The sequence below is a fragment of the Rhodococcus sp. IEGM 27 genome (assembly GCF_033142305.1).
GTDB classification, from domain to species: Bacteria; Actinomycetota; Actinomycetes; order Mycobacteriales; family Mycobacteriaceae; genus Rhodococcus_F; species Rhodococcus_F oxybenzonivorans.
On the sequence record NZ_JAWLSG010000008.1, the window covers coordinates 25,267 to 50,233 of the forward strand.

Here is a 24,967-nt window from a genome sequence, read left to right on the forward strand (position 1 = left end):
CATGCCCGAAGGCGATACCGTCTGGCGCACGGCCAACTCGCTGCGTGACGCACTCGTGGGTCAGGTACTGACCACGTGTGATGTGCGGGTTCCGCGGTACGCCACCGTCGATCTGTCCGGGTTGAAGGTCGACGAAGTCGTCAGCCGTGGCAAACATCTCCTCATCCGGGTCGGTGGGTACTCCATCCACACCCATCTGAAGATGGAAGGTGCGTGGCATATCTACCGGGCGGGCGCACGGTGGCGTCGCCCAGCCCATCAAGCCCGTATTGTGCTGGCCACCGAAGAACATGTCGCTGTGGGCTTCTCCCTCGGCATCACCGAAGTACTCGACCGGAGTGCGGAAGCCGCCGCGGTTGGTCACCTCGGGCCCGACCTTCTCGGGCCGGACTGGGATGCAGACACGGCCGTCCGCAATCTCCAGGCGGCCGGTGATCAACCCATCGGTGTTGCCCTTGTCGATCAGCGCAACCTCGCGGGTCTCGGCAATGTCTACCGGAACGAGGTGTGCTTCCTCCGTGGCGTCGATCCCTACACTCCCGCGCGCGAGGTGACAAACCTGCCGGCCATGGTCGCGCTTGCCCATCGCATGATCCACGCAGACAAGAACAATCCGATCCGGCACCGTCCGTGGGTGTACGGCCGCGCGGGCAAGCGTTGCCGCCGGTGCCGAACGGTGATCCGAAGCCGGGAACTCGGGCAGCAGGACATCTTTTTCTGCACCTACTGCCAGCCACCGTTCGACCGCTAGCGCAACACCGTGGTCGGCGGTCCGAGCGGTGGAGGCTTGCGCGTCACTCGGCGGCCGAACAGCCAGGCGGTGACGTCCGGAATCCACAGCACTGCCGCGGTCGCCAACGTCAGTAGGTAGGTCGGTGCGACCACCGGAAGGAGTATGCATCCGAGCAGTGCCACGGGAAAGTCCCTGCGCCACAGGAGTGAGAGGACACACGGAAGCGCGAGAAGGCCGACCGCTGTCGGATAGTGGGAGGTGGCGATCGCCCACGGCACTCCCACCACCCAGCACAGCATTCCGAGGATGTGGTGGGCGATCAGCAGGAACCTCGTGTACGTGGTGAAAGTCCAGAACCGCCCGACCTCTACCCCGATCCAGAAGATCCGACTGCGAAACGGTCCGACGCCCTCGTCGAGCAGCGCAGTCCGGAACAACTCGTCGGCCCGGCGGCGTAGCGCCATGCCAGATTTTCCGTGAGCTTCCGCACGGCGACACAGATCGTCGTGCATGATCGCGGGAAGCAGCTGGCGGCCGTACGGAGCGAGCAGTCCCCGAAGCGGCGCGGGCACGGAGGCGAGGTCGGTCCGGAGTACGCACGGCTCCGGCGCGCAACCGGGCACGGTCACCACCGTCTCACCGTGGACGTACACGAAGTGGTCGGTGAGCTGAAAGTATTTGTGGTCGAGCGCCCGAAGGGACGGCTGTGGACGAGCCGGGTCGTCCGCTGATACCTGAAACGGCATGCTCACCTCATTCGTGACCGGACCGGTTGGCCTCCATCACCAGAGTGACGCAATGGGCGACGAATTGCTCGCGCGACGCGGCAACGGTTCCGTCGAGATATCCGATGAACAACGTCGTGAGCGCGCCGACGACGCCGATCGCGACGAGCTGCTTCTCCACGTCGTCATCCACGGCCGAGAGTTGGTCGTGGACGAGCGCTACGAACCCGGGCATGAGGTCCATTCCGCGCCGGCTCAGCGCGGGCTCGGACAGCGGCGCGAGCAGCAGCACCCGACCCCTCTCGGGGTTGTCGACCATCAGCTCGACGAACGCTTCGACGGCGGCCTCGGCTCGCGCCCGCGCAGTGTGGGTCGACGCCACCGCGCCCAGAAGCGCCGCCTGCGCCTCGTCGCCGACCGTGGCATAGACGGATCGGACGAACTCGTCGCGGTCGGCAAACGACTCGTAGAAGTAGCGCTCGGTCAACGAGGCCGCACGGCAGACGGCCCGGACGTTGACTGCAGGCCCTGCAGGGGCGCCCAGGAGCATGATTCCTGCCCGCAAGAGCGCCGTTCGCCGGGCCTCGCGACGGTCTTCCAGCGTCACGCTTCCAGTTCCCACTGTTGACTACGCACGTTGTCAGATCCTAGTCTGACAACGTGCGTAGTCAATCGAAGTCGAACAGCGCGTCCGTGCAGGACACCGCGCCCACACCGCTTGGACCCGACTCCCTGACCTGGAGGTACTTCGGTGACTGGCGCGGGATGTTGCAAGGCGTCTGGGCGGGCTCGATGCAGAACATGCATCCGGGCCTCGGCGCTGGGGTCGAAGAGCATTCCGAGTTCTTCGACGAGCGGTGGGAACGTTTGTATCGCTCGCTCTACCCGATCGGCGGCGTGGTGTTCGACGGTGACCGCGCCCAGCACACTGCCGAGCAGATCCGGGGATACCACAACACCATCAAGGGCGTCGACAAGCACGGGCGGAAGTATCACGCGCTCGATCCCGACACGTTCTATTGGGCGCACGCCACCTTCTTCATGGGCACGATCCTCACGGGCGACAATTTCATGGGCGGCCTCACCGACGAGCAGAAGCGGCAACTGTTCACCGAACACATCCAGTGGTACCGCCTGTACGGAATGAGCATGCGTCCGGTCCCGGAGACCTGGGAAGCGTTCCAGGAGTACTGGGACCACATGTGCCACAACGTCCTCGAAGACAACAAAGCCACCCGTGACGTGCTCGATCTGTCCGGCCTGGGCGTCCCACCGTTTCTGAGATGGCTACCCGACCGAGTATGGGCCCTCGCGCGCATCCCAGTCGCCAAGGGCTTCGTCTGGCTGACAGTGGGAATGTACGACGAAGCGGTACGAGAGCGGCTCGGGTTCCGCTGGACGGCGCGCGACGAACGCCTGCACACCCTGGTAGGCCGGACGGTGAATGCCCTGTTCCGCCTCGTCCCGTGGCGCTACCGTTACCATCCTCGCGCCCGCGCCGGGTGGGACCGTGAGACCGGGCGCACCCGCCGGGACGCCCCGCTGGTGCATACGCCGCCGCGGAACCTGCCGCCCCTCGGGCGTCGCGACGACCCGAAGCACTACAGCCCGCGGGTGTGATTCCCAGGGAGAGCACAGGCAAATCGTGACATGCTCGAAGGATGGAGTGGGACCTTCCGAGGCTCTTGAATCGTCCGCCACTGATGAGCGAAAAAACGCTGTCGCCCGACCATGCGGCAAGCCGCATCAGCGCGTATATCTACGGCAACATTCTCGTGCTCGCCGCGCTCATTCCCGTTACCAAATCCCAGGAGACCCTGGGCATTGCCATCGTGGTGGGCGCCGCTCTGTCCACGTTCCTCGCCCACGCTTTTGCCGAGTCCGTGGGCCAGACACTCCGGCTCGGCAGATCGCTGTCCAGAACCGAAAGAGTTCGGGAACTGCGGGACGGTCTCCCCATCCTGACCTCCGCGGTGGTGCCCACCGTGATCCTCGGCACGGCTTATCTGGGTTGGCTCGAGCCGCGAACGGCGCAACTGACCGCGGAGATCGTGATGATCGTCCGCATCGGCTCGATCAGCTACGTAATCAGCCGGCTGCGGCGCGAAAAGGTCACCCACACGACGCACTGGGCGGCGATCGGCCTGGCGTTCGTTGCCGCAGTGATCGTGGTGGTCAAGGTACTTCTGACACACTGACGGGCGGTTCGAGCAATTCGACGCGAGATTCGGGTGCCGCCGCCCGCAACGCGTCCGCGGAGAGGTCGTCCGGCTGCGCTTGGGACTGCACCTCCGCCTCCACACGCGCACGGTAGGTCTTCAGTTCGCGGTCGATCATGTCGGAGTCCCACCCGAGGACAGGAGCCACCAGCTGTGCGACCTGCTCGGCGCAGTTCACACCACGATGCGAGTATTCGATCCCGATACGCGTCCTTCTGGTCAGAATGTCGTCGAGGTGCAGCGCGCCCTCTGCCGCAGCGGCATAGACGGCCTCGACCTGAAGGTAGGCCGGTGCGTCGGTAATGGGCTGCAGCAGTTCGGGTCTACCCTCCGCCAGATCGAGCACTTCACCGATCAGCGAACCGTACCGATCGAGGAGATGCTTGACGCGGTAGGGGTGAAGGCCGTACAGCTGACCCAGGTGCACGGTCTGGTTCACCAGCGCGTAGTAGCCGTCCGCACCTGCCAGCGGCACCTTCTCGGTTATCGAGGGCGCGACCCTGGCCGGAATGTCATCGGCAGCCAGATTTACCGCGTCCTCGGCCATCACCCGGTAGGTGGTGTATTTGCCGCCGGCGATCGCGACCAATCCGGGCGCGACGCGCGCGACGGCATGCTCGCGCGACAGCTTGGAGGTCTCGTCGCTTTCCCCCGCGAGGAGGGGGCGCAGACCTGCGTAGACACCGTCGATGTCCTCGTGCGTGAGGGCCGTCACCAGGACCTTGTTGACATGGCCCAGAATGTAGTCGATGTCGGCTTTGGTAGCTGCCGGATGGGCGAGGTCGAGATTCCAGTCCGTGTCGGTGGTTCCGATGATCCAGTGGCTGCCCCACGGGATCACGAACAGCACCGACTTCTCGGTCCGCAGGATGATGGCGGCATCGCTCACAATGCGATCCCGCGGTACCACGATGTGCACACCCTTGGAGGCGCGGACACGGAATCGGCCGCGCTGGCGGGACAACGCCTGGATCTCGTCCGTCCAGACACCGGTCGCATTGATGACGACGTGCGCCTGCACCTCCGCGGTTCGCCCGTCTTCACAGTCACGGATCCGAACGCCGGACACGCGATCCGCTTCCCGCAGGAATCCCACGACCTGAGTGGACGTGCGCACCACCGCTCCGTAGTGGGCAGCGGTTCGGGCGACGGTCATGGTGTGGCGAGCGTCGTCCACGACGGTGTCGTAGTACTGGATGCCGCCGGTCAGCGAATTCCGCTTGAGTCCCGGCGCCATCCGCAAGGCACCTGCCCGGGTGAGGTGTTTCTGCGCAGGCACCGATTTGGCCCCGCCCATCCGGTCGTAGAGGAAGATCCCCGCCGCCATGTAGGGGCGTTCCCATACCCGATGGGTGATGGGAAACAGGAACTTGAGCGGCTTGACGAGATGGGGCGCCAGCGTCGTCAGCGACAATTCACGTTCCCGCAGGGCCTCCCGCACCAGCCCGAACTCGAGCTGCTCGAGATAGCGCAACCCGCCGTGGAACATCTTCGACGAGCGGCTCGACGTTCCGGACGCGTAGTCCCGCGCCTCGACCAGGGCAACCTTGAGTCCGCGGGTGGCTGCGTCGAGGGCCGCACCGGCACCGACGACACCGCCGCCGATCACGACGACGTCGAACTGTTCGGTCTGCAGCTTCTCCCACGCAGCGTCGCGCTGCCCGGGACCGAGGAACTGCACACCTGGCGAACTACTCAACTCGGGCTCCTGTGAGATGACGACGGATTCATGCCCAGGCTAGTAGCTTCATGCGTGTGATTCAGTACATCGCTGCGATAGACCAGGGCACCACCTCGAGCCGCTGCATGATCTTCGATCACGACGGAGCGGTGGTCAGCGTCGCTCAGAAGGAGCATCAGCAGATCCTTCCCCGTGCCGGTTGGGTGGAGCACGACCCGAAAGAGCTGTGGATCAATACGCGCGAAGTGGTGGCATCCGCCCTTGCGAAGGCGGATCTCACCAAACGCGACATCGCGGCCATCGGTATCACCAATCAGCGCGAGACTGCGGTGGTGTGGGACCGGAACACCGGAGAACCGGTGTACAACGCCATCGTCTGGCAGGACACCCGGACCGACGAGCTGTGCACCCGGCTCGGCGGCGACGAGGGACCCGGGCGTTATCAGAAGCGTACGGGCCTGCCGCTGTCGACATATTTCGCAGGACCCAAGGTGCGATGGATCCTCGACAACGTCGACGGCGCCCGTGCGCGAGCAGATGCCGGCGAACTGTGTTTCGGCACCATCGACAGCTGGATTCTGTGGCATATCACGGAAGGCACGCACGTGACGGATGTCACCAACGCCTCCCGTACGTTGCTGATGAATTTGGAGACACTCGACTGGGATCCGGACATCTGCGCCGACTTCGAGATTCCCCTGTCGATGCTTCCCGAAATACGCAGTTCCTCCGAGATCTACGGCGTGGGCCGTCCCCACGGCACCCTTCCCGGAGTACCGGTCGCAGGGATCCTCGGCGATCAGCAGGCCGCGACATTCGGGCAGGCCTGCCTGTCCGAGGGAGAAGCGAAGAACACGTACGGGACGGGGAACTTCTTGCTCCTCAATACGGGGACCACCCCCGTGCACAGTAAGCACGGCCTCTTGACCACGCTGTGCTACAAGATCGGTGACGCTCCTGCCGTGTACGCGCTCGAGGGGTCGGTGGCGGTCACCGGTTCACTGATCCAATGGCTGCGGGACAACCTGGGGATCATCTCGTCGGCCGAAGACATCGAGCCGCTGGCGAATTCGGTCGACGACAACGGAGGTGCCTATGTCGTCCCGGCGTTCTCCGGGTTGTTCGCACCTCGGTGGCGACCGGACGCGCGCGGTGTGATCGCAGGCCTCACCCGTTTCGTGAACAAGGGTCACCTCGCCAGGGCGGCTCTCGAAGCCACCGCCTATCAGACCCGGGAAGTGATCGAGGCCATGCGTGCCGACTCCGGGGTCGAGCTCGCCTCACTCAAGGTGGACGGCGGCATGGTCGTCAACGAAACACTGATGCAGTTTCAGGCCGACATCCTCGGAGTTCCGGTCATCCGCCCCGTCGTCAGCGAGACCACCGCGCTGGGCGCCGCCTACGCCGCGGGACTGGCCGTCGGCTTCTGGTCCGGTGAACAAGATATTCGCGACAACTGGGCCATGGACAAGCGGTGGGAACCCGGGATGGACGAAGCGGAGTCCACCAGGCTGTTCGCCGAGTGGAACAAGGCCGTCGAGCGCACCTACGACTGGGCGTGAGCGAGGTAGGCGCTGCCGAGTCTCTCGCAAGCGTCTGCCAGAACATCCTCCGGGCAGGTGGCGAAGCACAGTCGTAGTGCGGCGCCGAGATCTGCCCCGACACCGAACGCCGACCCGGGTACGAACGCCACACCGTGCTCGACCGCGGCCGGCAGCAGATCCGCGGTGTCGATGGTGTCGTCGGTGAACTCGACCCAGCAGAACATCCCGCCCTGCACGTCGGACAGCGTCGCAGCATTACCGAAAGTGGTCGTCATCGCGGCGGTCAAGGCTCGGGCCCGGGCACCGTAGCGGGTACGGAGCGTGTCGAGGTGAAGTGCCAGCCACGCCTCGTCCGACAGCATCCCCGCCGTGATCTGGTGAGTGAGCGAGGAGCCGCACAGGTCCGCGCCCTGTTTGAGAAGTTCCACCGCCTCGCACACAGCGCGATCACCGTGCAACCAGCCGACCCGCAACGCCGGAGCCAGAATCTTCGAGGCACTGGACAAGCGGATCACCCGGTCCGAGAATGTAGCGACCGGAGGGGGCGGCGTAGCGTCGAAAAACAACTCGCCGTACGGGTCGTCCTCGATGACCCAGAAACCGTACCGGTCGGCCAGCGCCGCCAAGTGCTCCCGCCGATCGGCGGCGAGAACGACGCCACGCGGATTGTGGAAGTTACTCACCGTGTGAACGACAGTGGGGCGCACGCCCGCTTCGAGAAGGTCCTGCAGTGCGGTCGTGTCCATGCCGTCGCGATCGAGCGGCACCGCACGGATGTCCGCCTGAGCCGCCCGAAATACCTGCAGCGCACCGGTATACGCGGGCTCTTCGACAACCACGATATCGGCCGGGTCGAGTAGAACCTGGGCGAGGAGGCTCAACGCCTGCTGCGATCCGTGGGTGACGACCACCTGGCCCGGGTCCAACGGCCGTCCGATCCGGGCGCCCTCACAGGCAGCGAGCACGTCACGCAAGCGGCGCAGGCCCGTGGTTTCGCCGTACTGGACCGAGGCGGGATCGGCGAGCGCACACTCCGCTTCCTTCCGAATTCGTTCTCGCGGAATGAATTCGGGATCGGGGAGACCGCCGGCCAGGCTGACGACGTCCGGGCGGGCGGTCAGGGTGAGGAGGTCACGGATGGCGGAACTGCGCAGGCCGTCCATCCGGCGGGAAAATGTGTGCGGCATATCGACTCCCAGGGGCACGTCGAGACAGAGGTCAGGAGAAGAACACCCTGTCCGTCCTGGGTCTGCGGGGCGGTAGAGCGCCGAGGCACGGCCGATGATTGTGGACCGTGCCTCGACTATCCCACCACTGCTGTCAGTATGTGAAATGCATTTCCCAAATAGCGGGATCAGTCAAGATCGTCGTGGCGCATCAGCTGGCGGGCGGCCTCGGTGATCGAGCCGGTCAGCGACGGGTACACCGAGAACGTCGCTGCCAAGTCGTTGACGGTCAGGTTGTTCTGGACGGCGATCGCGATGGGCAGGATCAGCTCCGACCCATTGGGCGCCACCACGACGCCACCGATCACCACACCGGTCGCAGGTCGGCAGAAGATCTTCACGAAGCCGCGCCGCAGGCCGGACATTTTTGCCCGAGGATTGGTGTTGAGCGGGAGCATGACGGTGCGGGCCGGCACTTCGCCGTTGTCGATCGCGGCCTGACTGACGCCTACCGTGGCGATTTCGGGCCGGGTGAACACCGCCGAGGCCACCGTCTTCAGCTTGATGGGACTCACGCCCTCGCCCAGAGCGTGGTACATCGCGATGCGACCCTGCATGGCGGCAACCGAGGCCAACGGGAGCAGCCCCGTGCAGTCACCCGCTGCGTAGATGCCCGAGACCGGCGTCCGCGACACTCGGTCGACTCGCAGATATCCACCCTTGTCCAATTCGATGCCGACCTTCTCGAGTCCGAGGTTCTCGGTGTTGGGAACCGAGCCGACCGTCATCAAGGCGTGACTGCCTTCCACGGTTCGTCCGTCGGCGAGGACGACGACCACACCGTCTTCGGTGCGCTTGACCGCGTCGGCCCGCGCGTGCTTGACGAGGGTGACACCACGTTCGGCCAGGACGTCCTCGAGTACGAGTGCGGCGTCGGCGTCCTCACCGGGGAGCACCCGGTCCCGGCTCGACACCAGCGTTACCTTGACACCCATTTCGGTGTAGGCGGACACGAACTCCGCGCCGGTCACACCGGAACCGACGACGACGAGGTGGGTGGGCAATTCGTCGAGGTCGTAGAGGTCACGCCAGGTGAGGATGCGCTCACCGTCCGGCTCGGCCCCGGCGATCACCCGAGGACTGGCACCGGTGGCGATGAGGACGACGTCGGCATCGAGCGTCTTCTGCTCGCCGTTCGCGAGGGTGGCGCGGACCTGATGTGATGCCATGCCGAGGCGCGGGTCCGTGAGCTCCGCAGTCCCCGAGAGCAGCTCCACACCAACCGTCTGGAGCCTGGTTCGGATGTCGGCGGACTGAGCCTGAGCGAGACTCTTCACCCGGGCGTGGATCTGAGGCAGGGCAATGGTGGCTTGCGCCGGATCTAGAGCGATACCCAAATCGGTGGCGCGTCGCATGTCCGTGCGTACACCCGTCGAGGCGATGAATGTCTTGGAGGGCACACAGTCGTACAGAACGCACGCCCCGCCCACCCCGTCCGAATCGATCAAGGAGACGGCGGCGCCGTGCTGAGCGGCCACCAACGCTGCCTCGTATCCGGCAGGCCCGCCACCAATGATCACGATTCGGGTCATCTGTCCTCCAAATAGACGTGCCGACCAGGGTCTCCGGTCTGCAACTCGAGCATCACAGCGCGTCGTGTCGTGCACTGCCAGGGAACAGATTACTAGCCGCAGATCGGGACCGTCGCCGCGTAGACCTCGGGCGGCGGCTCGGCGCGGGATCGAGCGGTCAGGTCAATGGAGTGCCGCCGGTGACGCCGATGATCTCACCGGTGATGTAGCTCGATTCCTGGGAAGCCAGGAAGACGTACGCGGGCGCCAGTTCCGCCGGTTGCCCGGGGCGACCCAACGGCACGTCGCCTCCGAACGCCTCGAACTTCTCGGTCGGCATGGTCGCCGGAATCAACGGCGTCCAAATCGGCCCCGGGGCAACGGCGTTGACCCGAATGCCCTTCTTCGCGACATCGGCGGCGAGCCCCTTGGTGAAATCGATGATGCCGGCCTTGGTGGTGGCGTAGTCCAACAACTCCGGGGAGGGGTTCGCGCCCTGGATCGAGGACGTGTTGATGATGGTCGATCCCGGCTCCATCACCGCGACCGCAGCCTTGCACAACCAGAACATCGCGTAGAGGTTGGTCTTCAGAACACGGTCGAACTGTTCGGTACTGATCTCGGCGATTCCGCCCATCTGCACCATTTGATAGGCAGCGTTGTTCACCAGAATGTCCAGCCCACCGAGTTCGGACACGGCGGTGTCGACGAGCGCTCGGCAGTGATCCTCCGACCTGATGTCACCGGGCACCGGCACCGCCTTGCGGCCGGCGTCCTCGATGAGCCGAACCGTGTTCCGGGCGTCCGGCTCTTCCGCTTCCAGGTAGCTGATCAGCACGTCGGCACCCTCGCGCGCGAACGCAATTGCGACCGCTCGCCCGATACCCGAATCACCTCCGGTGATGAGAGCCTTCCGCCCTTCCAGCCGCCCGCTCCCCCGGTAGGTCTTCTCACCGTGGTCGGGTGCCGACACCATGTCCGAGGTGAGCCCCGGATGTTCGATCTCGCCCTGCCCTTCGCGGTCCGGCATCGGGTACGCGGTGGTGGGATCCTGTTTCGTGTACTGGTCTGCCATTGCTCTCACCCTTTCGCTACGCCGACCGGTCCCCTCCGATGTACCCAGTTTCACGGATCGAAATCGAGTGAACGACAGGTGAGCTGCGCCTCGCGCGTCTCCCGCGCGGTCGTGCAACTCCTCGCGGTTCATGCCTACGCCTTTGCATCCCTGAGCAACCCGGTATGTAGTCTGACCTGCGTGAGTTACTACGCCGCCTATGGGTCCAACATGCATCCGGAGCAGATGCTGCAGCGCTGCCCTCACTCGCCGATGGCGGGAACGGGCTGGTTGCGCGGTTGGCGGCTCACGTTCAGCGGCGGAGACATCGGCTGGGAAGGCGCGCTCGCCACGGTGGTCGAGGACCCCGATTCCAAGGTCTTCGTGGTGCTGTACGACGTACCGGAGGAGGACGAGGTGAGCCTCGACCGCTGGGAGGGCTCCGAACTCGGAATTCACCGCAAGATCCGGGTACGGGTCGACACCGACGGAGAACCGGTGCTGGCCTGGCTGTATGTGCTCGACGCCTACGAGGGTGGGCTGCCGTCTGCGCGGTACCTCGGTGTCATGGCCGACGCCGCCGAAATCGCCGGGGCACCCGCCGACTACGTGCGCGACCTACGTACCCGCAACAGCCGCAATGTCGGCCCGGGCACCGAATAGGGCGTCCCGGAGCTGTCAGCCCAGCACGAGGCTGGACAACACCCGCACGCCGACACCGAGCGCCCGCTCGTCCAGATCGAATGTGGGTTGATGGATGTCGAGCTGTTCACCGACGCCAGACCACACGCCCAGCCTGGCCATGGCACCCGGAACTTCCTCGAGGTACCAGGAAAAGTCCTCGCCACCACCGGACTGCGGGGTGTCGGCGAGGGCGTCCGCACCCACGGTGCGGATAGCATTCTCGAACATTCGGGTCGACACCTCGTCGTTGACGACGGGCGGCACGCCCCTGCGGTAGTTGAGTTGGTATCGCACTCCCGTGGGCGCCAGCAGTCCGTGCACGATGTCGCGAACGAGCGGCTCGAGCATTTCCCACGTCTCGTGGTCACCGGTCCGCACCGTGCCGGTCATCATGCCGGTCTGCGGAATGGCGTTGGGGGCTCGGCCCGCGCTGACCGCTCCCCACACCATGACGGTGCCTGTACGTGGATCGATTCGCCGGCTCAGCATGCCCGGCAGGCCGGTGACCACGGTGCCGAGCGCGAAGACCAGATCGGTGGTGAGGTGCGGCCGCGACGTGTGACCGCCGGGTGAGTCGAGCACAACCTCGATCGTGTCGGCGGCAGAGGTGATGGCGCCGAGCCGAATTCCGACGCGCCCGGCCGCGAGACGGGGATCGCAGTGCAGCGCGAAGATGCGGGAGACGCCTTCGAGTCGCCCTGCCGCGACCACCTCCAGTGCGCCGCCGGGCATCACCTCTTCGGCGGGCTGGAATATCAGGCGGACACCGACCGGTAGTTCCGGAATCTCGCTGAGGGCCAAGCCTGTCCCGAGCAGGATCGTGGTGTGGGCGTCGTGGCCGCACGCGTGGGACACACCCGGCACTGTCGACGAGTACGTCGCCCCGGTGAGTTCCTGCAGCGGAAGCGCGTCCATGTCGGCGCGCAACGCGATCCGGGGTCCGGTGTCCGGGCCGAGATCACAGGTGAGTCCGGTACCTCCCGGCAGCAGTTCCGGTGAAAGACCCGCGGCAGCAAGCCGGGTCGCCACGAACTCCGTCGTGGCGTACTCGTGCCGCGCCAACTCCGGGTTGGCATGGATGTGCCGACGCCAATGCGAGAGGTCATCGGTGTGAGCACTGATCCATTTGTCGACGGCCGCATTCACCGGCGATCAACTCCTTCCAACAGCCGCACCCGCTGTGTGTCGTCCGTTGCAGCGCGAACTGCCGTCCGAGCCAACGCAATTGCCCCGTCTACCACGGCGCGATCCGCCGACTCGGTGATACATGCCGCCGCGAAGCCGGGCTGATGCGTGACAGCACCGCCCGAGTCCAGTCCGATGATCGGATGGATTCCCGGTAGAACGTTCGTGACGTTCCCCATGTCGGTACTGCCCAGCGGACGTGTGCCTTCCCACTCGAGTGGCACCGGTGTCCGTCCCATGTCGAGAATCTCTTCCCGGTAGGTCGCGACGAGCCACGGGTCGGGGGTGAGCTCCGTGTACGTCGGGGACACCGTGCGGATCTCATGGGTACATCCGGTTGCGAGTGCACCTGCAGCGAAACACGCCTCCGCTCGCGCGGTCAGTTCGGACAGCGCCCACGCCGTCTCGGCGCGCAGGTAATAGAGCATCTCGGCCCGCGCCGGCACGATGTTGGGCGCGGTGCCACCATCCGACACGATGCCGTGAATCTGCTGGCCCGGCGAAAGATGCTGGCGCAGCAGACCGATACCGACCTGCGCCACGGTCGCGGCGTCGGCCGCATTGCGGCCGAACTCGGGCGCGGCCGACGCGTGCGCCTCCCGCCCGGTGAAGGTGATCGCGATGTCCGCGAGCGCCAGTGACGTGGCGCCCGTGATGTCGACCGGCCCAGGGTGCACCATCAGGGCGGCTGCCACACCGTCGAAGATGCCCTGCTCGAGCATGGTGATCTTTCCGCCACCACTTTCCTCGGCAGGTGTCCCGATCACTCGCACCGTGATGCCCAGGCGCTCGGCGACCGTCGCGAGGGCAACTCCGGCACCGACCGCCGATGCCGCGATGATGTTGTGCCCGCACGCGTGGCCGATCTCGGGAAGCGCGTCGTATTCGGCGCAGATGCCGAGCACCAGATCACCGCTGCCGAAGGTCGCGTCGAACGCGGTGGGCAGGCCCGCCACTCCCTGCCGCACCTCGAAACCGCTCCGTTTCAGCAGTTCGGTGACCTTTGCAACACTCCGAAACTCCTCGAACGCCAGTTCCGGTTCCGCGTGGATCGAATGGGACAGCGCAACCAGATCGGTCTCGATGGACCTGACCGCCGCCTCGACATCCGCATTCACGTGCTCATTCTCTCACCCGAAGCTGAAGTTGCTCTTGTCCGTCACCGTGGCGAGAGCGGTGAGGGCTTCCTGATGGATTCCGCGCTTGATGCCGGACAGGTTGTCACCGCGTGTCGCGGTGAGCGCGGATGCCCGGGTTACGGCCGCCGTGAGCACGGAGTTCCCGTCCGCAACCTCCTCCACGATGCCCGTGGCGAGCGCATCTGCGCCGCCATAGCGACGGCCCGTCGTCATGGCGTCCACGGCGGTCTGTTTCGGCAAGCGGGTGGTGAGCAGCGCCGACATACCCACGGTGAACGGCATGTTCAGCGTCACTTCCGGCAGGCAGTAGAACCCGCGGTCGGCGCGCATCACCCGGAAATCGTGGGATGTCGCGAGCATGGCGCCCGCGCCGAACGCGTGCCCCTGGACGGCCGCGACCGTGGCCATCGGAAAAGTCAGCAGCCGGGTGTAGAGAGTGTGGACGCGGTCGAGGTACTCCGGGAGCTTGTCGGTGTTGGAGAAAATCCAGGTGGTGTCCAGTCCATTGGTGAAGAACTTGCCCGTTGCGGTCGTGACCAGCGCGGCGGGGCCTTCGTGCGACTCGATCTCGTCGAGCGTGGCGTGGGTGGCATCGATCCAGTCCGGAGAGAAGCGGTTCTCGTTGTCCACCTCCCCCTCGTTCCCGAGGTACAGGATGAATACGTCACCGTCGCGATCGATATAGGGCATGAGTGGAAGACTATCGCCTCATGGGAACGCCAGACGCCGCGGCTGCCGCGCTCGCCGAGTACACCGACTGTGCCGAACACCCGATTGCCGTCGTCCTCGGATCGGGGTGGAACGCCGCCGCCGACCGGTTCGGGGAACCGTTCGCCACCGTGCCGATGGCCGAACTACCAGGCTTCACGCCGCCGTCGGCGCTCGGGCACGCAGGGACGATCCGATCCGTCGACGTGGGCGGGCGGCGGGTACTTCTTCTCCTCGGACGTACGCACGCCTACGAAGGTCATCCGCTGGACTCCGTCGTGCATCCCGTGCGGACTGCCGTCGCCGCGGGCGCGCGCACCGTCATCCTCACCAACGCCGCCGGCGGAATCCGCAGCGAGTACGCGGTCGGGCAGCCCGTCCTCGTCAGCGACCACCTCAATCTCACCGGACGTTCGCCCCTCGTCGGCGCGGAGTTCGTCGATCTCGTCGACGCCTACGACCCCGAATTGCGGGCGCTCGCCCGCGACATCGACCCGAGCCTTGCCGAAGGGGTTTACGCCGGACTGCCCGGACCGCATTACGAGACCCCGGCCGAAATTCGGATGCTGCGCACGCTCGGCGCCGATTTGGTCGGTATGTCCACCGTGCACGAGACGATCGCGGCGCGTGCCCTCGGTGCCCGGGTCCTCGGAATTTCACTGGTCACCAATCTTGCTGCCGGGATTACCGGTGAACACCTCGATCACGAAGACGTGCTCGCCGCGGGCCGCGCGTCCGCGGACCGCATGGGAGGGCTTCTGCGCAAACTGGTGGAGCGCCTGTGAGCGACGTCGTCACCCGGTGGATCGCCGAGGACCCCGACCCACAGTCGCGCGCCGAACTCGCCTCGCTGTCCGCCGACGAACTCGCTCACCGGTTCTCCGCGCCACTGAGCTTCGGCACCGCCGGCCTGCGCGGGCCGGTCCGGGCGGGGCCCAACGGCATGAACGTCGCGGTAGTGGTCCGCACCACTGCCGGCCTCAGCGCCTGGTTGAAGGACCGGTGCCTGGGCGGTTCCACCGTGGTGGTCGGCCGTGATGCGCGGCACGGGTCCGAGAAGTTCGCCCTGGCCGCGGCGGAGGTTCTGGCCGGTGCCGGTTTCTCCGTGGTCCTGCTGCCGCGTCCGCTCCCCACGCCGATCGTCGCGTTCGCGGTACGCCGGCTCCGCGCGGCGGCCGGAGTGCAGATCACCGCGTCGCACAACCCGGCAACCGACAACGGCTACAAGGTGTACCTCGACGGCGGCGCACAGTTGATCTCGCCGTCGGACCGGGAGGTCGAGGCCGCCATTGCCGCGGTGGGGCCGGCACACCTCGTCCCGCGCAGCCCGGTAATCCCAGCGTCCGACGAACTCGTGCAGTCGTATCTTGCGCGGGTCGCCTCCCTTCCGAGGGGAACGTCGCGCACGGTGCGCATCGCACTCACCGCGATGCACGGCGTCGGCGGCGAGACGGCGGTGGCGGCCCTAGGGGCTGCCGGGTTCACCGATATCCACACCGTCGCTTCCCAATTCCACCCTGACCCCGACTTCCCGACTGTCGAGTTCCCGAATCCGGAGGAACCCGGAGCGTCGGACGAGCTTCTCGCACTCGCCGACCGGGTCGACGCCCACCTCGCACTCGCCCTCGATCCCGATGCGGATCGTCTCGCCGTGGGTGTGCCGGGACCGGACGGCTGGCGCATGTTGCGTGGCGACGAGACCGGGGTCCTGCTCGCCGACCACGTCCTCGCGTGCGCACCGCCCGACCCGCTCGTCGCCACGACTATCGTGTCCTCGGACCTGCTCGAGAAGCTGGCGTCGGCGCGCGGTGCGCGAAGTGCGCGGACGCTCACTGGTTTCAAATGGCTCGTCCGCGCAGGACACGGGCTCGTGTACGCCTACGAGGAAGCGATCGGACATTGCGTCGACCCGGACGTGGTGCGCGACAAGGACGGAATCTCCGCCGCCGTCGTCGCCGCCGACCTCGCCGCTACCCTGCGCAGCGAGGGCTCGACCCTGCTGGACCGCCTGGACGATTACGCGCTCGAATTCGGTCTGCACGCCGGCGACCAGGTGTCCCGTCGCGTCGCGGACATCAGCGAGATCGGGGCCATGATGCAGCGCCTGCGGGCGAACCTGCCGACCGAGTTGGCCGGCGAGCCGGTGCGGGCAACCGACCTGGCGGAGCTGCGCGGCTCATCCCGCACCGACGCCCTCGTCCTCACCGGTTCCTCCGTCCGGGTGGTGGTCCGGCCCTCCGGAACGGAACCGAAGCTCAAGTGCTACCTGGAGGTCGTGGTCGGAGCACCGGACCGGGAGGGGCTCGGCGCTGCCCGCGCCACGGCACGCGAGCGGCTGGCCGTTCTGCGCGACTTCGCCCACGCTCTCTGAGTCAGCGGGGGCCGAACTGACGGTCACCGGCGTCCCCCAGTCCCGGCACGATGAAGGCGTCCTCGTTCAACCCCTCGTCGACGGCAGCGGTGACGAGCCTGACCGGATGTCCCGACTCCTGCAGCGCCGCAACACCTTCGGGTGCCGCCACGACACAGACTGCGGTGACGTCGGTGGCCCCACGGGCAACGAGTAGATCGATGGTGTAAATCATCGACCCACCCGTCGCCAACATGGGGTCGAGAACGAAGACCGGCATCCCCGAGAGATCCTCCGGCAGCGACTCCAGGTACGGAACCGGCCGGTGCGTCTCCTCGTCGCGGGCCATCCCCACGAACCCGACACGGGCCTGCGGGATCAAGGAGCTGGCCTGCTCGACCATGCCCAGTCCGGCACGCAGCACGGGAACCAGGAGAGGTGGCTGCGCGAGCCGCACCCCGTCCGCGACCGCGACCGGAGTTACCACGTCGAACGTTGCGACGGGAGCCTCACGCATCGCCTCGTACACCAACATGTGCGTGAGCCTTCTCAACGCGCCGCGGAAGGTGGCATTGTCGCTGCGCGCGTCGCGCATGGTTGTCAGGAGGACCGCTGCGAGCGGATGGTCGACCACGTGCGTGTTCATGCTCGAAGAATAAGGGGACCGGGCGGGGATTCCCTCCGGATCGACTTCGCCGGGCCACACGGGTCCGCCGACATGTGTATTCGGATTACCCGTGCAGCACGTCTCGGGTGTCAATGGGGGGTGGAACCGTATCGATGTCGACGGCGTCCAATAAGGTGACCGGTATCAAATCCGACTGGGGGGATTGACGATGAACGACTTGAGGGCGGATACCGCGAGTATCGCCACGTTCGCGGCCACGGCCGCGACCATGGGGGCAGAGATGCAGGCGGCCGGGCTCGCTGCTGCGGCGGCGGGCCCGCTGCTGCTCGGACCGGTGTTCGGCGTGATCGGCGGAGACTTCGTCGCCGCCTTCGCCACGGCGCACGCCGCGCACCTGGCGTCGATCGAGAAGCTCGCGGGTGTTCTCGGCGCGATCAGCACGACCGCGCTGGCCAACGCCGCCAACTACGACAGCACCGACATGGCCACGACGGCTGCGCTCGCCGCCGATGCTGTCGTACTGGGGGCCTGATCATGATCCCCATCGATATACTCGCCCGCCCAATGCTCGATCTCCTCGGTGCCTTCGGCAGCGGTGTCCTCCCCGCGGGCGGTCCGGCTGACGCTCTCCGTGCATCCTCGGTCGCCATCGACGCCGTGCACGACACCGGGCGAACCGGGATCAGCGCCGTCTACGGCGACTGGGAAGGACGAGGCGGTACGGGCGCGATCGTGAAGACCGAAGAGGCGCAACGATCCACGGTCGCCGTCGCCGATCGCGGCAACGACATGGCTGCCGTCGTGGCCGAGGCGTCCGAGATCGTGCGGGCCGGAATGGCGCAATTGCAGGAGATCCTGCAGTCGTTCCTCTCCCTCGCGATCGCGGCCGGACCGGCGCTCGCCACCCCTCCGGGACAAGCCATGATCATCGCTGCCGCGATCGACCATCTCGGGAGAGCGACCACCGTCGTCGCCGCGGTGCGGACCCAACTGAGTGAGCAGACCGCGCGAATGGTGGAGCTCACCCCTGCCGAGGACACACCGACCGCGCCCGCCGCCACTGCTCCCGCGAGCACGTCCGCCGCGAGCACCGTGCCCGCGTCCGCAACGCCGGTGTCCCCCGCGGGCGCCGACCCGATGAGTCGCGCGGCGTCCGGATTCGCGAGTTCGTCGAGCGCGCCGTCGATGTCCGGATTGATGAGTCCGGTCTCGAACATCGCCTCTTCGGGTGGCCGGGGCGCGAGTGGGAGCCGATCGGATTCCCTCATGGGCAATTCCGGAGTTACCGGCCGCGGCGCCGCCACTTCCGACGCCACGCACAGCGGTGAGGGCGTCGAGGTTGTTCTCCCGGACGGCAGCACTGCCCTGGCACCAAACAAGGAAGCCGCCGACGCCGTCCGCAATGCGCTGTCACAACAAGGTGTCCCGTATGTCTGGGGTGGCACCGCTCCCGGCGAGGGCCTCGACTGCAGCGGTCTGACGCAATGGGCGTATGGCGAAGCCGGAGTAGGGATTCCACGTCTTGCACAGGAGCAGAACGTGGGTACCGCGGTCGACCCAGGCGATTTGATGCCGGGCGATCTGGCCGTGTGGGACGGACACGTGGCAATGGTGATCGGCAACGGCCAACTCGTGGAGGCCGGTGACCCCGTGCAGGTGGGCCCCATCCGAACCAGTAACAGCGGCATGGGCTTCTACGGCTTCTACCGACCTACCGAATGACAGGAATCATGTTTCCTCCCACCCCACCCCCGGCCGGAGTCACGGCAGCAGTGAGCAATCGATCGGGCACCGTGTCGGTGCGCACCACCGAGCACGGTCTCCCCCTCGAACTTCGCATCGATCCGCGAGAACTGCGCTACGGCGGCCAGCGCCTCGCCGACGAGATTCTGACGCTGTGCCGTCGTTCCGCCATGGAAGCCGGCGCACGGCGCCGCGACGAACTGGCCCGTGACGGAATGCCTGCCGACGTGCTCGACAAGCTCGGTCTGCCCACCCGCGCCGACGTGGCAGCGGCCCAGGCCGCCGAGGACGAGGAAGAACCCGCCCCGACGAGCTGGATGCGACCACTGTGAGCGAACACGAAATGGACACCATCGTCGGCCGTGCCACCGAACAGGTCGCTCTCCTCGAGGAAGCACTCGAGGGACTGCGGTCGATCAAGGCCCGCGCCTCGAGTGAGTCCGATCACGTCACCGCCGAGGTGGACGGCAACGGAACCCTGACCGGCCTGTGGATGAACGATTCCATCTCCGGCCTCGACCCTGCGGCCCTGGCCACGCTGATTGCCGGCACCACCCAGGAGGCCGCGCGCCTGGCCGCCGAACAGCGCAGCCAGGTCATGACGACGTTGCACGACGAGTTCGGGAAGGTCTAGCCATGGGCCGGGTATATCTTTGGCCGCCGGGTCGATAGGCTTCCCGCCATGGCTGGAGACATCGTCCCGATCGAACTAGGTCTCACCGACGGCGACCTCGTCACACTGTGGGCCCCACGGTGGCGTGAGGGCGACGACGAGTGGGAAGCATTCCTGGGTCACGAAGAAGACCTGTACGGGTTCGAATCAGTGGCGGAGTTGGCTGCGTTCATCCGCACGAATACCGACAACGATCTCGTCGAGCATCCTGCGTGGAGCGTCGTATCCGGGCTGTCCGCTGCCGAACTCGAACCGGACGAGAACTTCTGCTTCGATCTGATCGGGGTGCCGGAACTCGCTGCGAGCGACCCCGACGCCATCGTTGTCAGCGAACTCGAAGACACGCTCAACATGGTGCGCAACATCGGCGAAGTCTGCGAGCTCGACGCCGTCGTCAAATTCTTCAGCGCCAATCCGATCCTCGGCGCGCTCCCCGCAGGTGTGAGTGCATTCGAGGGTCGCGAAGGCGAAGAGCTCTGGAGCCAGATCGGAACGGCCATAGCGAAAGGCTGGGACGACGTCCTCGACGCCATCGACGGCATCGTGTCCACCCCCGACGTCGACGCCGATGCGGTGGCCGTTGCGGAAGCAGAGTTGCTGGCCGCCGACGAGAACACCGTGGACGTGGACGACGCCGCGGAGGCCGAAGAAGAGGAGGAGTTCGTTCCCCTCGATCTGGAAGAAGAAGACGACGACGAGGACGACTCGTTCTGGGGCTCGGTGGGCGTCGATCCCATCAAGATCATCACCTCGGGCGGCACCTACTTCACCCTTCGGTGCTATCTCGACGATGACGCTCTCTTCCTGGGACGCGAAGGCATGATCTTCGTGTTCACCTCGGAGCGTGCCCTCGCGCGTTACCTTGCCGACAACCACGACCACGCCCTTGCCCAGGTCAGCACCTACGAAGAGATTCAGGTGGCGGCCGTGGACGGCTCACTCGAGGTGGAGGTCACGGACGAGAACGTGTACGTCCTTCCCGGTTTGGCCGACGACCTGGCCGCCGGACCGAAAGCCGTGGACGCGGACCAACTCGACCTCGCCGTCGAATTGTTCACCGATGCAGCGGACTTCGCCGACGACGACTCGGTGGAAACCGCGCTCGCCACGTCCGACCCGCTCGGCTGGTACGTGTCGTTCATTCTCGACCCCGACCCGACCCGTCTGGCGCCCAGCGCGCCGTACGACGCCGAGGCCGACGCATGGCGAACCCTCGAGCGCGAATTCGAGGCTCGCCTGCGCGCGATGTAGGCACGCAAACGCTCAGCCCACGAGGACGGCGAATCCCGGCTTGATCACTTCGTCGATCAGCTGGAGTCGCTGATCGAACGGGATGAACGCCGACTTCATGGCATTGATCGTGTAGCGCTCGAGGTCCGTCCAGCCGTAACCGAACGTTTCGACCAGTCGAAGCATTTCGCGGCTCATCGTGGTATCGCTCATCAACCGGTTGTCGGTGTTGACCGTCACCCTGAACCGCAACTGTGCGAGCAGGCCGAACGGATGATTCTCGAGGGCATCGACCGCTCCGGTCTGAATGTTCGAACTCGGACACAGCTCCAACGGAATCCGCTTGTCGCGCACATAGTTCGCGAGCGATCCCAGAACGGGGACACCGTCGTCGCCGATCGTGATGTCATCGGTGATCCGAACCCCGTGCCCCAGCCTGTCCGTGCCGCAGAAGGCGATGGCCTCGTGGATCGACGGCAGGCCGAATGCCTCGCCGGCGTGGATGGTGAAGTGCGCATTGTTGTTGCGCATGTATTCGAACGCGTCGAGGTGACGGCTCGGCGGGTTACCGGCCTCGGCTCCGGCGATATCGAAACCGACCACACCGCGGTCGCGGAACCGCACTGCGAGTTCTGCGATTTCCCGGCTTCGCGCCGCGTGCCGCATCGCGGTGAGCAGAACCCCCACGCGCACTCGCTGACCGCGCGTCTCCGCGGCCGACTCCCCCGCCCGGAAGCCGAGCAGTACCTGCTCCACCACCTGATCGAGCGTCAGCCCCTCCTCGAGGTGCTGCTCGGGAGCGAAGCGGACCTCGGCGTATACCACGCCGTCGTCCGCCAGATCCTCCGCGCATTCCCGGGCCACCCGCTCCAGCCCTGTCGGTGTCTGCATCACCGCAACCGTATGAGCGAACGTCTCCAGGTAACGCTCGAGCGAGCCGCTGTCCGCAGCCTCGCGGAACCAGGTGGCGAGTGCCGGCGCGGTATCGGCGGGCAATCCGTCGTACCCGCAGTCGCGGGCCAGTTCGAGAACTGTCTCGGGCCGGAGACCTCCGTCGAGATGGTCGTGTAGCAACACCTTCGGCGCTCGGCGCAGGGCCGACAGATCCAGTGCGGTCATGCGTCGACGTTAGCCTGAGGGCTCCTCGATTCGCTCGATGACGAGCGGAGCCGTCACGCTCGGCGCGTCGGCGACGATGGTCCATGCATTGGCGAGTGACACCTTCGCCGCCCTGAACCGCTCCGGCGTGTCCGTGTGCAGCGTGGCGAGCGGAGTGCCGACCGAGACGGTCTGCCCCGGCTTCGCGTGCATCTCGATGCCTGCCGCCGCCTGCACCGCCTCACCTTGGCGCGCTCGACCCGCGCCCAGCCGCCACGCAGCGAGACCGACCGCCATGGCGTCGAGACCACACACCACACCCTCGGTCTCCGAGAGAATCACCTCGGTGTGGCGGGCTTTCGGGAGCGGGGCGTCGGGGTCGCCGCCCTGCGCCCCGATCATGGCCCGCCAGCGGTCCATGGCGGACCCGTCCCGAAGCTTGTCCGCGGGGTCGACTCCGTCGATTCCCGCTGCTTTCAGCATCTCTCGGGCCAGCTCGAGGGTGAGCTCGACCACATCGGCGGGGCCGCCGCCCGCCAGCACCTCCACCGCCTCCCGTACCTCGAGGGCGTTGCCGGCGGTGAGCCCGAGGGGTGCGTCCATCGCCGTGAGCAACGCCAGTGTCCGCACCCCGGCGTCGTTCCCCAGATCCACCATCGTCTGCGCGAGCTCGCGCGCATCGTCGAGCTTCTTCATGAACGCGCCCGACCCCACTTTCACATCGAGCACCAGCGCTTCGGTGCCTTCCGCGATCTTCTTGCTCATGATCGAGCTGGCGATCAGAGGAATCGATTCGACGGTCCCGGTCACGTCGCGCAGCGCATACAGCCGCCGGTCGGCGGGGGCGAGGTCGGCACCGGCCGCGCACACCACGGCGCCGATAGCCGGGTCGGACAGGATTTCGGCCATCTCGGAGGTGTCGAGGTCGGCGCGCCAGCCGGGGATCGCCTCCAGCTTGTCGAGTGTCCCCCCGGTGTGGCCGAGGCCGCGGCCGGACAGCTGCGGTACGGCGGCCCCGCACGCGGCGACGAGGGGCGACAACGGCAGGGTGATCTTGTCGCCCACTCCCCCTGTCGAGTGCTTGTCCACCGTGGGGCGTCCCAGGTGCGTGAAGTCGAGCCGGCGACCCGAAGAGATCATCGCGGTGGTCCATCGGCTCACCTCCTCGCGGGTCATGCCACGGAAGTAGATCGCCATCGCCAGCGCCGACATCTGCTCGTCGGCGACGACTCCGTGGGTGAATGCCTCCACGACCCAGTCGATCTCTGCACCGGTCAGCTCTCGGCCGTCTCGTTTGGCGGCGATGATCGAGGCGGCATCATGCACGGCGGATCCTTTCGGTCTCGTCCGGACCGAAGGCGTCCGGCAGCAACTGGTCCAACGGCCGGATTCCGGCTCGGTGATCGACGAGCAATCGAGGGCCTCCGTGCTCGAGGAGTAGCTGACGACAACGTCCACACGGCATCAGTATCTCCCCGGCCGCGTCACAGCAGGTGAAGGCCAGCAGCCTGCCTCCCCCGCCCGCAAATAAGTTACCGACCAGTACACACTCGGCGCAGAGCCCTAACCCGTATGAGACATTTTCCACATTGCATCCGACGACAATTCGCCCATCGTCCACCAGCGCAGCCGCACCCACGGCAAATCCCGAGTAGGGCGCATAGGCCCTACTCATCACCCGTTGCGCGTTGGCGCGCAACAGATTCCAATCGATCTCGCTCATGGTTGACCATCCAATCATGCCCACTGAATGGATGCAGAGAATCCCCCTGAAGCCGTCATTTCGATTTGGGGAGGCAAACCTAACTTCGTTTCCGCAGGCTGTACGAATCCGGAGTCGAGTTAGTTCCCGAGATTCTGTTGGGTTTACAGTTCAGAGAAGTCGGTTCAGGATCTCGTCGGGTCCAGCTGAGGTACCCCCGAAAAGCTACGCAGGCTCGACGCGTCCACCAATGACGTTGGAGGCACAGCACTCGATGAGTAGCACGACTGAAGCCGCTCCGGCCAAGGAGCGCACACGGTCGCTTTACCGGGGCGACCCCGGAATGTGGTCCTGGGTTTTGCACCGGATCACAGGCGTAATGACGTTTTTCTTCCTTTTCGTCCACGTGCTGGATACCGCGCTGGTGCGCGTGAATCCCGACACGTACGACAGTGTCATCGAGACCTACAAGAACCCGATCGTCGGGCTCATGGAACTCGCGCTCGTCGCCGCGGTGCTGTACCACGCACTGAACGGTGTCCGGGTGATGCTGGTGGACTTCTGGTCCAAGGGACCGCAATACCAGCGCCTCATGCTCTGGGTCATTCTCGCGATCTGGTTCCTGGTGATGATCCCGGGCGCCGGCCGCATCTTCTACAACATGTTTGCGGGGCACTGACATGACGACAGAAGCCAAGAGTCTCGGCAAGACCTACGACCGTCCCGCCAGCCTGGACAACCCGCGCTCACCACGCCGGACGTCGAAGAACAACTTCGAGCTGTACGCCTGGCTGTTCATGCGGTTCTCCGGTCTCGCGCTGATCTTCCTCGTCCTCGGCCACCTGTTCATCATGCTGATGCTCGACGACGGTGTGCACCGCATCAACTTCGCGTTCGTCGCAGGCCGCTGGTCCAGCCCGTTCTGGCAGTTCTGGGACCTCACCATGCTCTGGCTTGCCCAGCTGCACGGCGGCAACGGACTCCGGACCGTCATTGCGGACTACTCCCGCAAGGACTCCACGCGCTTCTGGCTGACCACGATCCTCGTTCTCTCGATGATCCTGATCATGGGCCTGGGCACGTACGTCATCTTCACCTTCGACCCCAATATCTCGGCGAGCTAGGGGAGCACAG

27 protein-coding genes are annotated in these 24,967 nt (G+C 66.0%); 14 read left to right on the forward strand and 13 right to left on the reverse strand.

Annotation, left to right across the window (positions count from 1 at the left end; translation table 11 throughout):
- Nucleotide 1: 1 nt before the first annotated feature.
- Nucleotides 2-751: a DNA-formamidopyrimidine glycosylase family protein gene (locus R4P95_RS24725; RefSeq protein ID WP_317746880.1), complete on the forward strand. Its 750-nt coding sequence runs from the start codon at nt 2-4 to the stop codon at nt 749-751.
- Here the strand turns inward: R4P95_RS24725 and R4P95_RS24730 are convergent.
- On the reverse strand, nt 748-1,479 hold the full coding sequence (locus R4P95_RS24730) for a DUF1353 domain-containing protein (protein ID WP_317746881.1): 732 nt from the start codon (nt 1,477-1,479) through the stop codon (nt 748-750). The two genes, R4P95_RS24725 and R4P95_RS24730, sit on opposite strands and share 4 nt — an antisense overlap.
- Nucleotides 1,480-1,486: 7 nt before the next feature.
- The gene (locus R4P95_RS24735; RefSeq protein WP_317746882.1) at nt 1,487-2,065 is read right to left on the reverse strand and encodes a TetR/AcrR family transcriptional regulator; all 579 of its coding nucleotides are present in this window, start codon (nt 2,063-2,065) and stop codon (nt 1,487-1,489) included.
- 53 nt (nt 2,066-2,118) lie between these two features.
- Here R4P95_RS24735 and R4P95_RS24740 point away from each other — a divergent pair, with 53 nt between their 5' ends.
- Nucleotides 2,119-3,078, forward strand: coding sequence for an oxygenase MpaB family protein (locus R4P95_RS24740; protein ID WP_317746883.1), 960 nt, complete (start codon nt 2,119-2,121; stop codon nt 3,076-3,078).
- A gap of 41 nt (nt 3,079-3,119) precedes the next feature.
- Entirely contained in the window at nt 3,120-3,656 is a 537-nt protein-coding gene (locus R4P95_RS24745) for a hypothetical protein (protein WP_317746884.1), read from the forward strand.
- On the opposite strand, the gene glpD is transcribed toward R4P95_RS24745, so the two are convergent.
- The gene (gene glpD / locus R4P95_RS24750; RefSeq protein WP_213577244.1) at nt 3,634-5,376 is read right to left on the reverse strand and encodes a glycerol-3-phosphate dehydrogenase; all 1,743 of its coding nucleotides are present in this window, start codon (nt 5,374-5,376) and stop codon (nt 3,634-3,636) included. The genes R4P95_RS24745 and glpD overlap by 23 nt on opposite strands.
- A 50-nt stretch (nt 5,377-5,426) precedes the next feature.
- Here glpD and glpK point away from each other — a divergent pair, with 50 nt between their 5' ends.
- Nucleotides 5,427-6,920 carry a glycerol kinase GlpK gene (glpK, locus tag R4P95_RS24755; protein ID WP_317746885.1) on the forward strand — a complete coding sequence of 498 codons (1,494 nt, stop codon included), beginning with the start codon at nt 5,427-5,429 and terminating at the stop codon, nt 6,918-6,920.
- Here the strand turns inward: glpK and R4P95_RS24760 are convergent.
- From R4P95_RS24760 to R4P95_RS24770, 3 genes are all read right to left on the reverse strand, one after another.
- Complete coding sequence (locus R4P95_RS24760; RefSeq protein WP_317746886.1) at nt 6,905-8,089, reverse strand: PLP-dependent aminotransferase family protein; 1,185 nt, start codon at nt 8,087-8,089, stop codon at nt 6,905-6,907. The two genes, glpK and R4P95_RS24760, sit on opposite strands and share 16 nt — an antisense overlap.
- Nucleotides 8,090-8,256: 167 nt before the next feature.
- Complete coding sequence (locus tag R4P95_RS24765; protein ID WP_317746887.1) at nt 8,257-9,660, reverse strand: NAD(P)H-quinone dehydrogenase; 1,404 nt, start codon at nt 9,658-9,660, stop codon at nt 8,257-8,259.
- 157 nt (nt 9,661-9,817) lie between these two features.
- A complete protein-coding gene (locus R4P95_RS24770; protein ID WP_317746888.1) occupies nt 9,818-10,714 on the reverse strand; it encodes an SDR family oxidoreductase in 897 nt (298 codons plus the stop codon).
- Nucleotides 10,715-10,894: 180 nt separating this feature from the next.
- Between R4P95_RS24770 and R4P95_RS24775 the strand changes: the two genes are divergently transcribed.
- A complete protein-coding gene (locus R4P95_RS24775) occupies nt 10,895-11,356 on the forward strand; it encodes a gamma-glutamylcyclotransferase (protein ID WP_213577239.1) in 462 nt (153 codons plus the stop codon).
- 15 nt (nt 11,357-11,371) lie between these two features.
- On the opposite strand, the gene R4P95_RS24780 is transcribed toward R4P95_RS24775, so the two are convergent.
- Genes R4P95_RS24780 through R4P95_RS24790 form a run of 3 tightly spaced genes read right to left on the reverse strand, consistent with a single transcriptional unit; the run spans nt 11,372 to nt 14,391 of the window.
- Nucleotides 11,372-12,523 (reverse strand): M20 family metallopeptidase, encoded by a 1,152-nt coding sequence (locus tag R4P95_RS24780; RefSeq protein ID WP_159925785.1) that lies wholly within the window; start codon nt 12,521-12,523, stop codon nt 11,372-11,374.
- Nucleotides 12,520-13,680, reverse strand: coding sequence for a M20 family metallopeptidase (locus tag R4P95_RS24785; protein WP_208961227.1), 1,161 nt, complete (start codon nt 13,678-13,680; stop codon nt 12,520-12,522). Before R4P95_RS24785 ends, R4P95_RS24780 begins: the two co-directional genes overlap by 4 nt.
- A 12-nt stretch (nt 13,681-13,692) precedes the next feature.
- The gene (locus tag R4P95_RS24790) at nt 13,693-14,391 is read right to left on the reverse strand and encodes an enoyl-CoA hydratase/isomerase family protein (protein WP_213577238.1); all 699 of its coding nucleotides are present in this window, start codon (nt 14,389-14,391) and stop codon (nt 13,693-13,695) included.
- Between the two features lie 20 nt (nt 14,392-14,411).
- Here R4P95_RS24790 and R4P95_RS24795 point away from each other — a divergent pair, with 20 nt between their 5' ends.
- Complete coding sequence (locus R4P95_RS24795) at nt 14,412-15,194, forward strand: purine-nucleoside phosphorylase (RefSeq protein ID WP_213577237.1); 783 nt, start codon at nt 14,412-14,414, stop codon at nt 15,192-15,194.
- The gene (locus R4P95_RS24800) at nt 15,191-16,780 is read left to right on the forward strand and encodes a phospho-sugar mutase (RefSeq protein WP_213577236.1); all 1,590 of its coding nucleotides are present in this window, start codon (nt 15,191-15,193) and stop codon (nt 16,778-16,780) included. Before R4P95_RS24795 ends, R4P95_RS24800 begins: the two co-directional genes overlap by 4 nt.
- A gap of 1 nt (nt 16,781) precedes the next feature.
- Here R4P95_RS24800 and upp read toward each other — a convergent pair whose 3' ends face one another.
- Nucleotides 16,782-17,405, reverse strand: coding sequence for a uracil phosphoribosyltransferase (gene upp, locus R4P95_RS24805; RefSeq protein ID WP_213577235.1), 624 nt, complete (start codon nt 17,403-17,405; stop codon nt 16,782-16,784).
- 190 nt (nt 17,406-17,595) lie between these two features.
- Here upp and R4P95_RS24810 point away from each other — a divergent pair, with 190 nt between their 5' ends.
- The 5 genes from R4P95_RS24810 to R4P95_RS24830 are packed head-to-tail and all read left to right on the forward strand — an operon-like array spanning nt 17,596 to nt 21,054.
- Entirely contained in the window at nt 17,596-17,919 is a 324-nt protein-coding gene (locus R4P95_RS24810; protein ID WP_317746889.1) for a type VII secretion target, read from the forward strand.
- Between the two features lie 2 nt (nt 17,920-17,921).
- A complete protein-coding gene (locus tag R4P95_RS24815; RefSeq protein WP_213577233.1) occupies nt 17,922-19,109 on the forward strand; it encodes a C40 family peptidase in 1,188 nt (395 codons plus the stop codon).
- Between the two features lie 8 nt (nt 19,110-19,117).
- Nucleotides 19,118-19,462 carry a hypothetical protein gene (locus R4P95_RS24820; protein WP_109335214.1) on the forward strand — a complete coding sequence of 115 codons (345 nt, stop codon included), beginning with the start codon at nt 19,118-19,120 and terminating at the stop codon, nt 19,460-19,462.
- Nucleotides 19,459-19,764 carry a YbaB/EbfC family nucleoid-associated protein gene (locus R4P95_RS24825; protein ID WP_317746890.1) on the forward strand — a complete coding sequence of 102 codons (306 nt, stop codon included), beginning with the start codon at nt 19,459-19,461 and terminating at the stop codon, nt 19,762-19,764. The genes R4P95_RS24820 and R4P95_RS24825 overlap by 4 nt, the downstream gene beginning before the upstream one ends.
- 48 nt (nt 19,765-19,812) lie before the next feature.
- Nucleotides 19,813-21,054: a primosomal protein gene (locus R4P95_RS24830; protein ID WP_213577230.1), complete on the forward strand. Its 1,242-nt coding sequence runs from the start codon at nt 19,813-19,815 to the stop codon at nt 21,052-21,054.
- A gap of 12 nt (nt 21,055-21,066) precedes the next feature.
- Here the strand turns inward: R4P95_RS24830 and R4P95_RS24835 are convergent, their stop codons facing one another.
- The 3 genes from R4P95_RS24835 to R4P95_RS24845 are packed head-to-tail and all read right to left on the reverse strand — an operon-like array spanning nt 21,067 to nt 23,854.
- Complete coding sequence (locus R4P95_RS24835) at nt 21,067-22,152, reverse strand: adenosine deaminase (protein WP_213577229.1); 1,086 nt, start codon at nt 22,150-22,152, stop codon at nt 21,067-21,069.
- Between the two features lie 9 nt (nt 22,153-22,161).
- Nucleotides 22,162-23,457: a thymidine phosphorylase gene (locus tag R4P95_RS24840; protein WP_317746891.1), complete on the reverse strand. Its 1,296-nt coding sequence runs from the start codon at nt 23,455-23,457 to the stop codon at nt 22,162-22,164.
- Nucleotides 23,450-23,854: a cytidine deaminase gene (locus tag R4P95_RS24845; protein ID WP_159925763.1), complete on the reverse strand. Its 405-nt coding sequence runs from the start codon at nt 23,852-23,854 to the stop codon at nt 23,450-23,452. The genes R4P95_RS24840 and R4P95_RS24845 overlap by 8 nt, the downstream gene beginning before the upstream one ends.
- A gap of 253 nt (nt 23,855-24,107) precedes the next feature.
- On the opposite strand from R4P95_RS24845, the gene sdhC reads away from it, so the two are divergent.
- Both sdhC and R4P95_RS24855 read left to right on the forward strand, forming a co-directional pair.
- Nucleotides 24,108-24,512 (forward strand): succinate dehydrogenase, cytochrome b556 subunit, encoded by a 405-nt coding sequence (sdhC, locus tag R4P95_RS24850; protein WP_109335215.1) that lies wholly within the window; start codon nt 24,108-24,110, stop codon nt 24,510-24,512.
- 1 nt (nt 24,513) lies between these two features.
- The gene (locus R4P95_RS24855) at nt 24,514-24,957 is read left to right on the forward strand and encodes a succinate dehydrogenase hydrophobic membrane anchor subunit (RefSeq protein WP_005239887.1); all 444 of its coding nucleotides are present in this window, start codon (nt 24,514-24,516) and stop codon (nt 24,955-24,957) included.
- Nucleotides 24,958-24,967 lie beyond the last annotated feature (10 nt).

Bases quoted from the DNA above. Each gene is read 5' to 3' on its own strand.
- R4P95_RS24725 (WP_317746880.1), top strand. From the start codon at position 2: ATGCCCGAAGGCGATACCGTCTGGCGCACGGCCAACTCGCTGCGTGAC.
- R4P95_RS24730 (WP_317746881.1), bottom strand. From the start codon at position 1,479: ATGCCGTTTCAGGTATCAGCGGACGACCCGGCTCGTCCACAGCCGTCC.
- R4P95_RS24745 (WP_317746884.1), top strand. From the start codon at position 3,120: ATGGAGTGGGACCTTCCGAGGCTCTTGAATCGTCCGCCACTGATGAGC.
- glpK (WP_317746885.1), top strand. From the start codon at position 5,427: ATGCGTGTGATTCAGTACATCGCTGCGATAGACCAGGGCACCACCTCG.
- R4P95_RS24760 (WP_317746886.1), bottom strand. From the start codon at position 8,089: ATGCCGCACACATTTTCCCGCCGGATGGACGGCCTGCGCAGTTCCGCC.
- R4P95_RS24765 (WP_317746887.1), bottom strand. From the start codon at position 9,660: ATGACCCGAATCGTGATCATTGGTGGCGGGCCTGCCGGATACGAGGCA.
- R4P95_RS24770 (WP_317746888.1), bottom strand. From the start codon at position 10,714: ATGGCAGACCAGTACACGAAACAGGATCCCACCACCGCGTACCCGATG.
- R4P95_RS24790 (WP_213577238.1), bottom strand. From the start codon at position 14,391: ATGCCCTATATCGATCGCGACGGTGACGTATTCATCCTGTACCTCGGG.
- R4P95_RS24795 (WP_213577237.1), top strand. From the start codon at position 14,412: ATGGGAACGCCAGACGCCGCGGCTGCCGCGCTCGCCGAGTACACCGAC.
- upp (WP_213577235.1), bottom strand. From the start codon at position 17,405: ATGAACACGCACGTGGTCGACCATCCGCTCGCAGCGGTCCTCCTGACA.
- R4P95_RS24810 (WP_317746889.1), top strand. From the start codon at position 17,596: ATGAACGACTTGAGGGCGGATACCGCGAGTATCGCCACGTTCGCGGCC.
- R4P95_RS24815 (WP_213577233.1), top strand. From the start codon at position 17,922: ATGATCCCCATCGATATACTCGCCCGCCCAATGCTCGATCTCCTCGGT.
- R4P95_RS24820 (WP_109335214.1), top strand. From the start codon at position 19,118: ATGTTTCCTCCCACCCCACCCCCGGCCGGAGTCACGGCAGCAGTGAGC.
- R4P95_RS24830 (WP_213577230.1), top strand. From the start codon at position 19,813: ATGGCTGGAGACATCGTCCCGATCGAACTAGGTCTCACCGACGGCGAC.
- R4P95_RS24835 (WP_213577229.1), bottom strand. From the start codon at position 22,152: ATGACCGCACTGGATCTGTCGGCCCTGCGCCGAGCGCCGAAGGTGTTG.
- R4P95_RS24845 (WP_159925763.1), bottom strand. From the start codon at position 23,854: ATGAGCGAGATCGATTGGAATCTGTTGCGCGCCAACGCGCAACGGGTG.
- sdhC (WP_109335215.1), top strand. From the start codon at position 24,108: ATGAGTAGCACGACTGAAGCCGCTCCGGCCAAGGAGCGCACACGGTCG.
- R4P95_RS24855 (WP_005239887.1), top strand. From the start codon at position 24,514: ATGACGACAGAAGCCAAGAGTCTCGGCAAGACCTACGACCGTCCCGCC.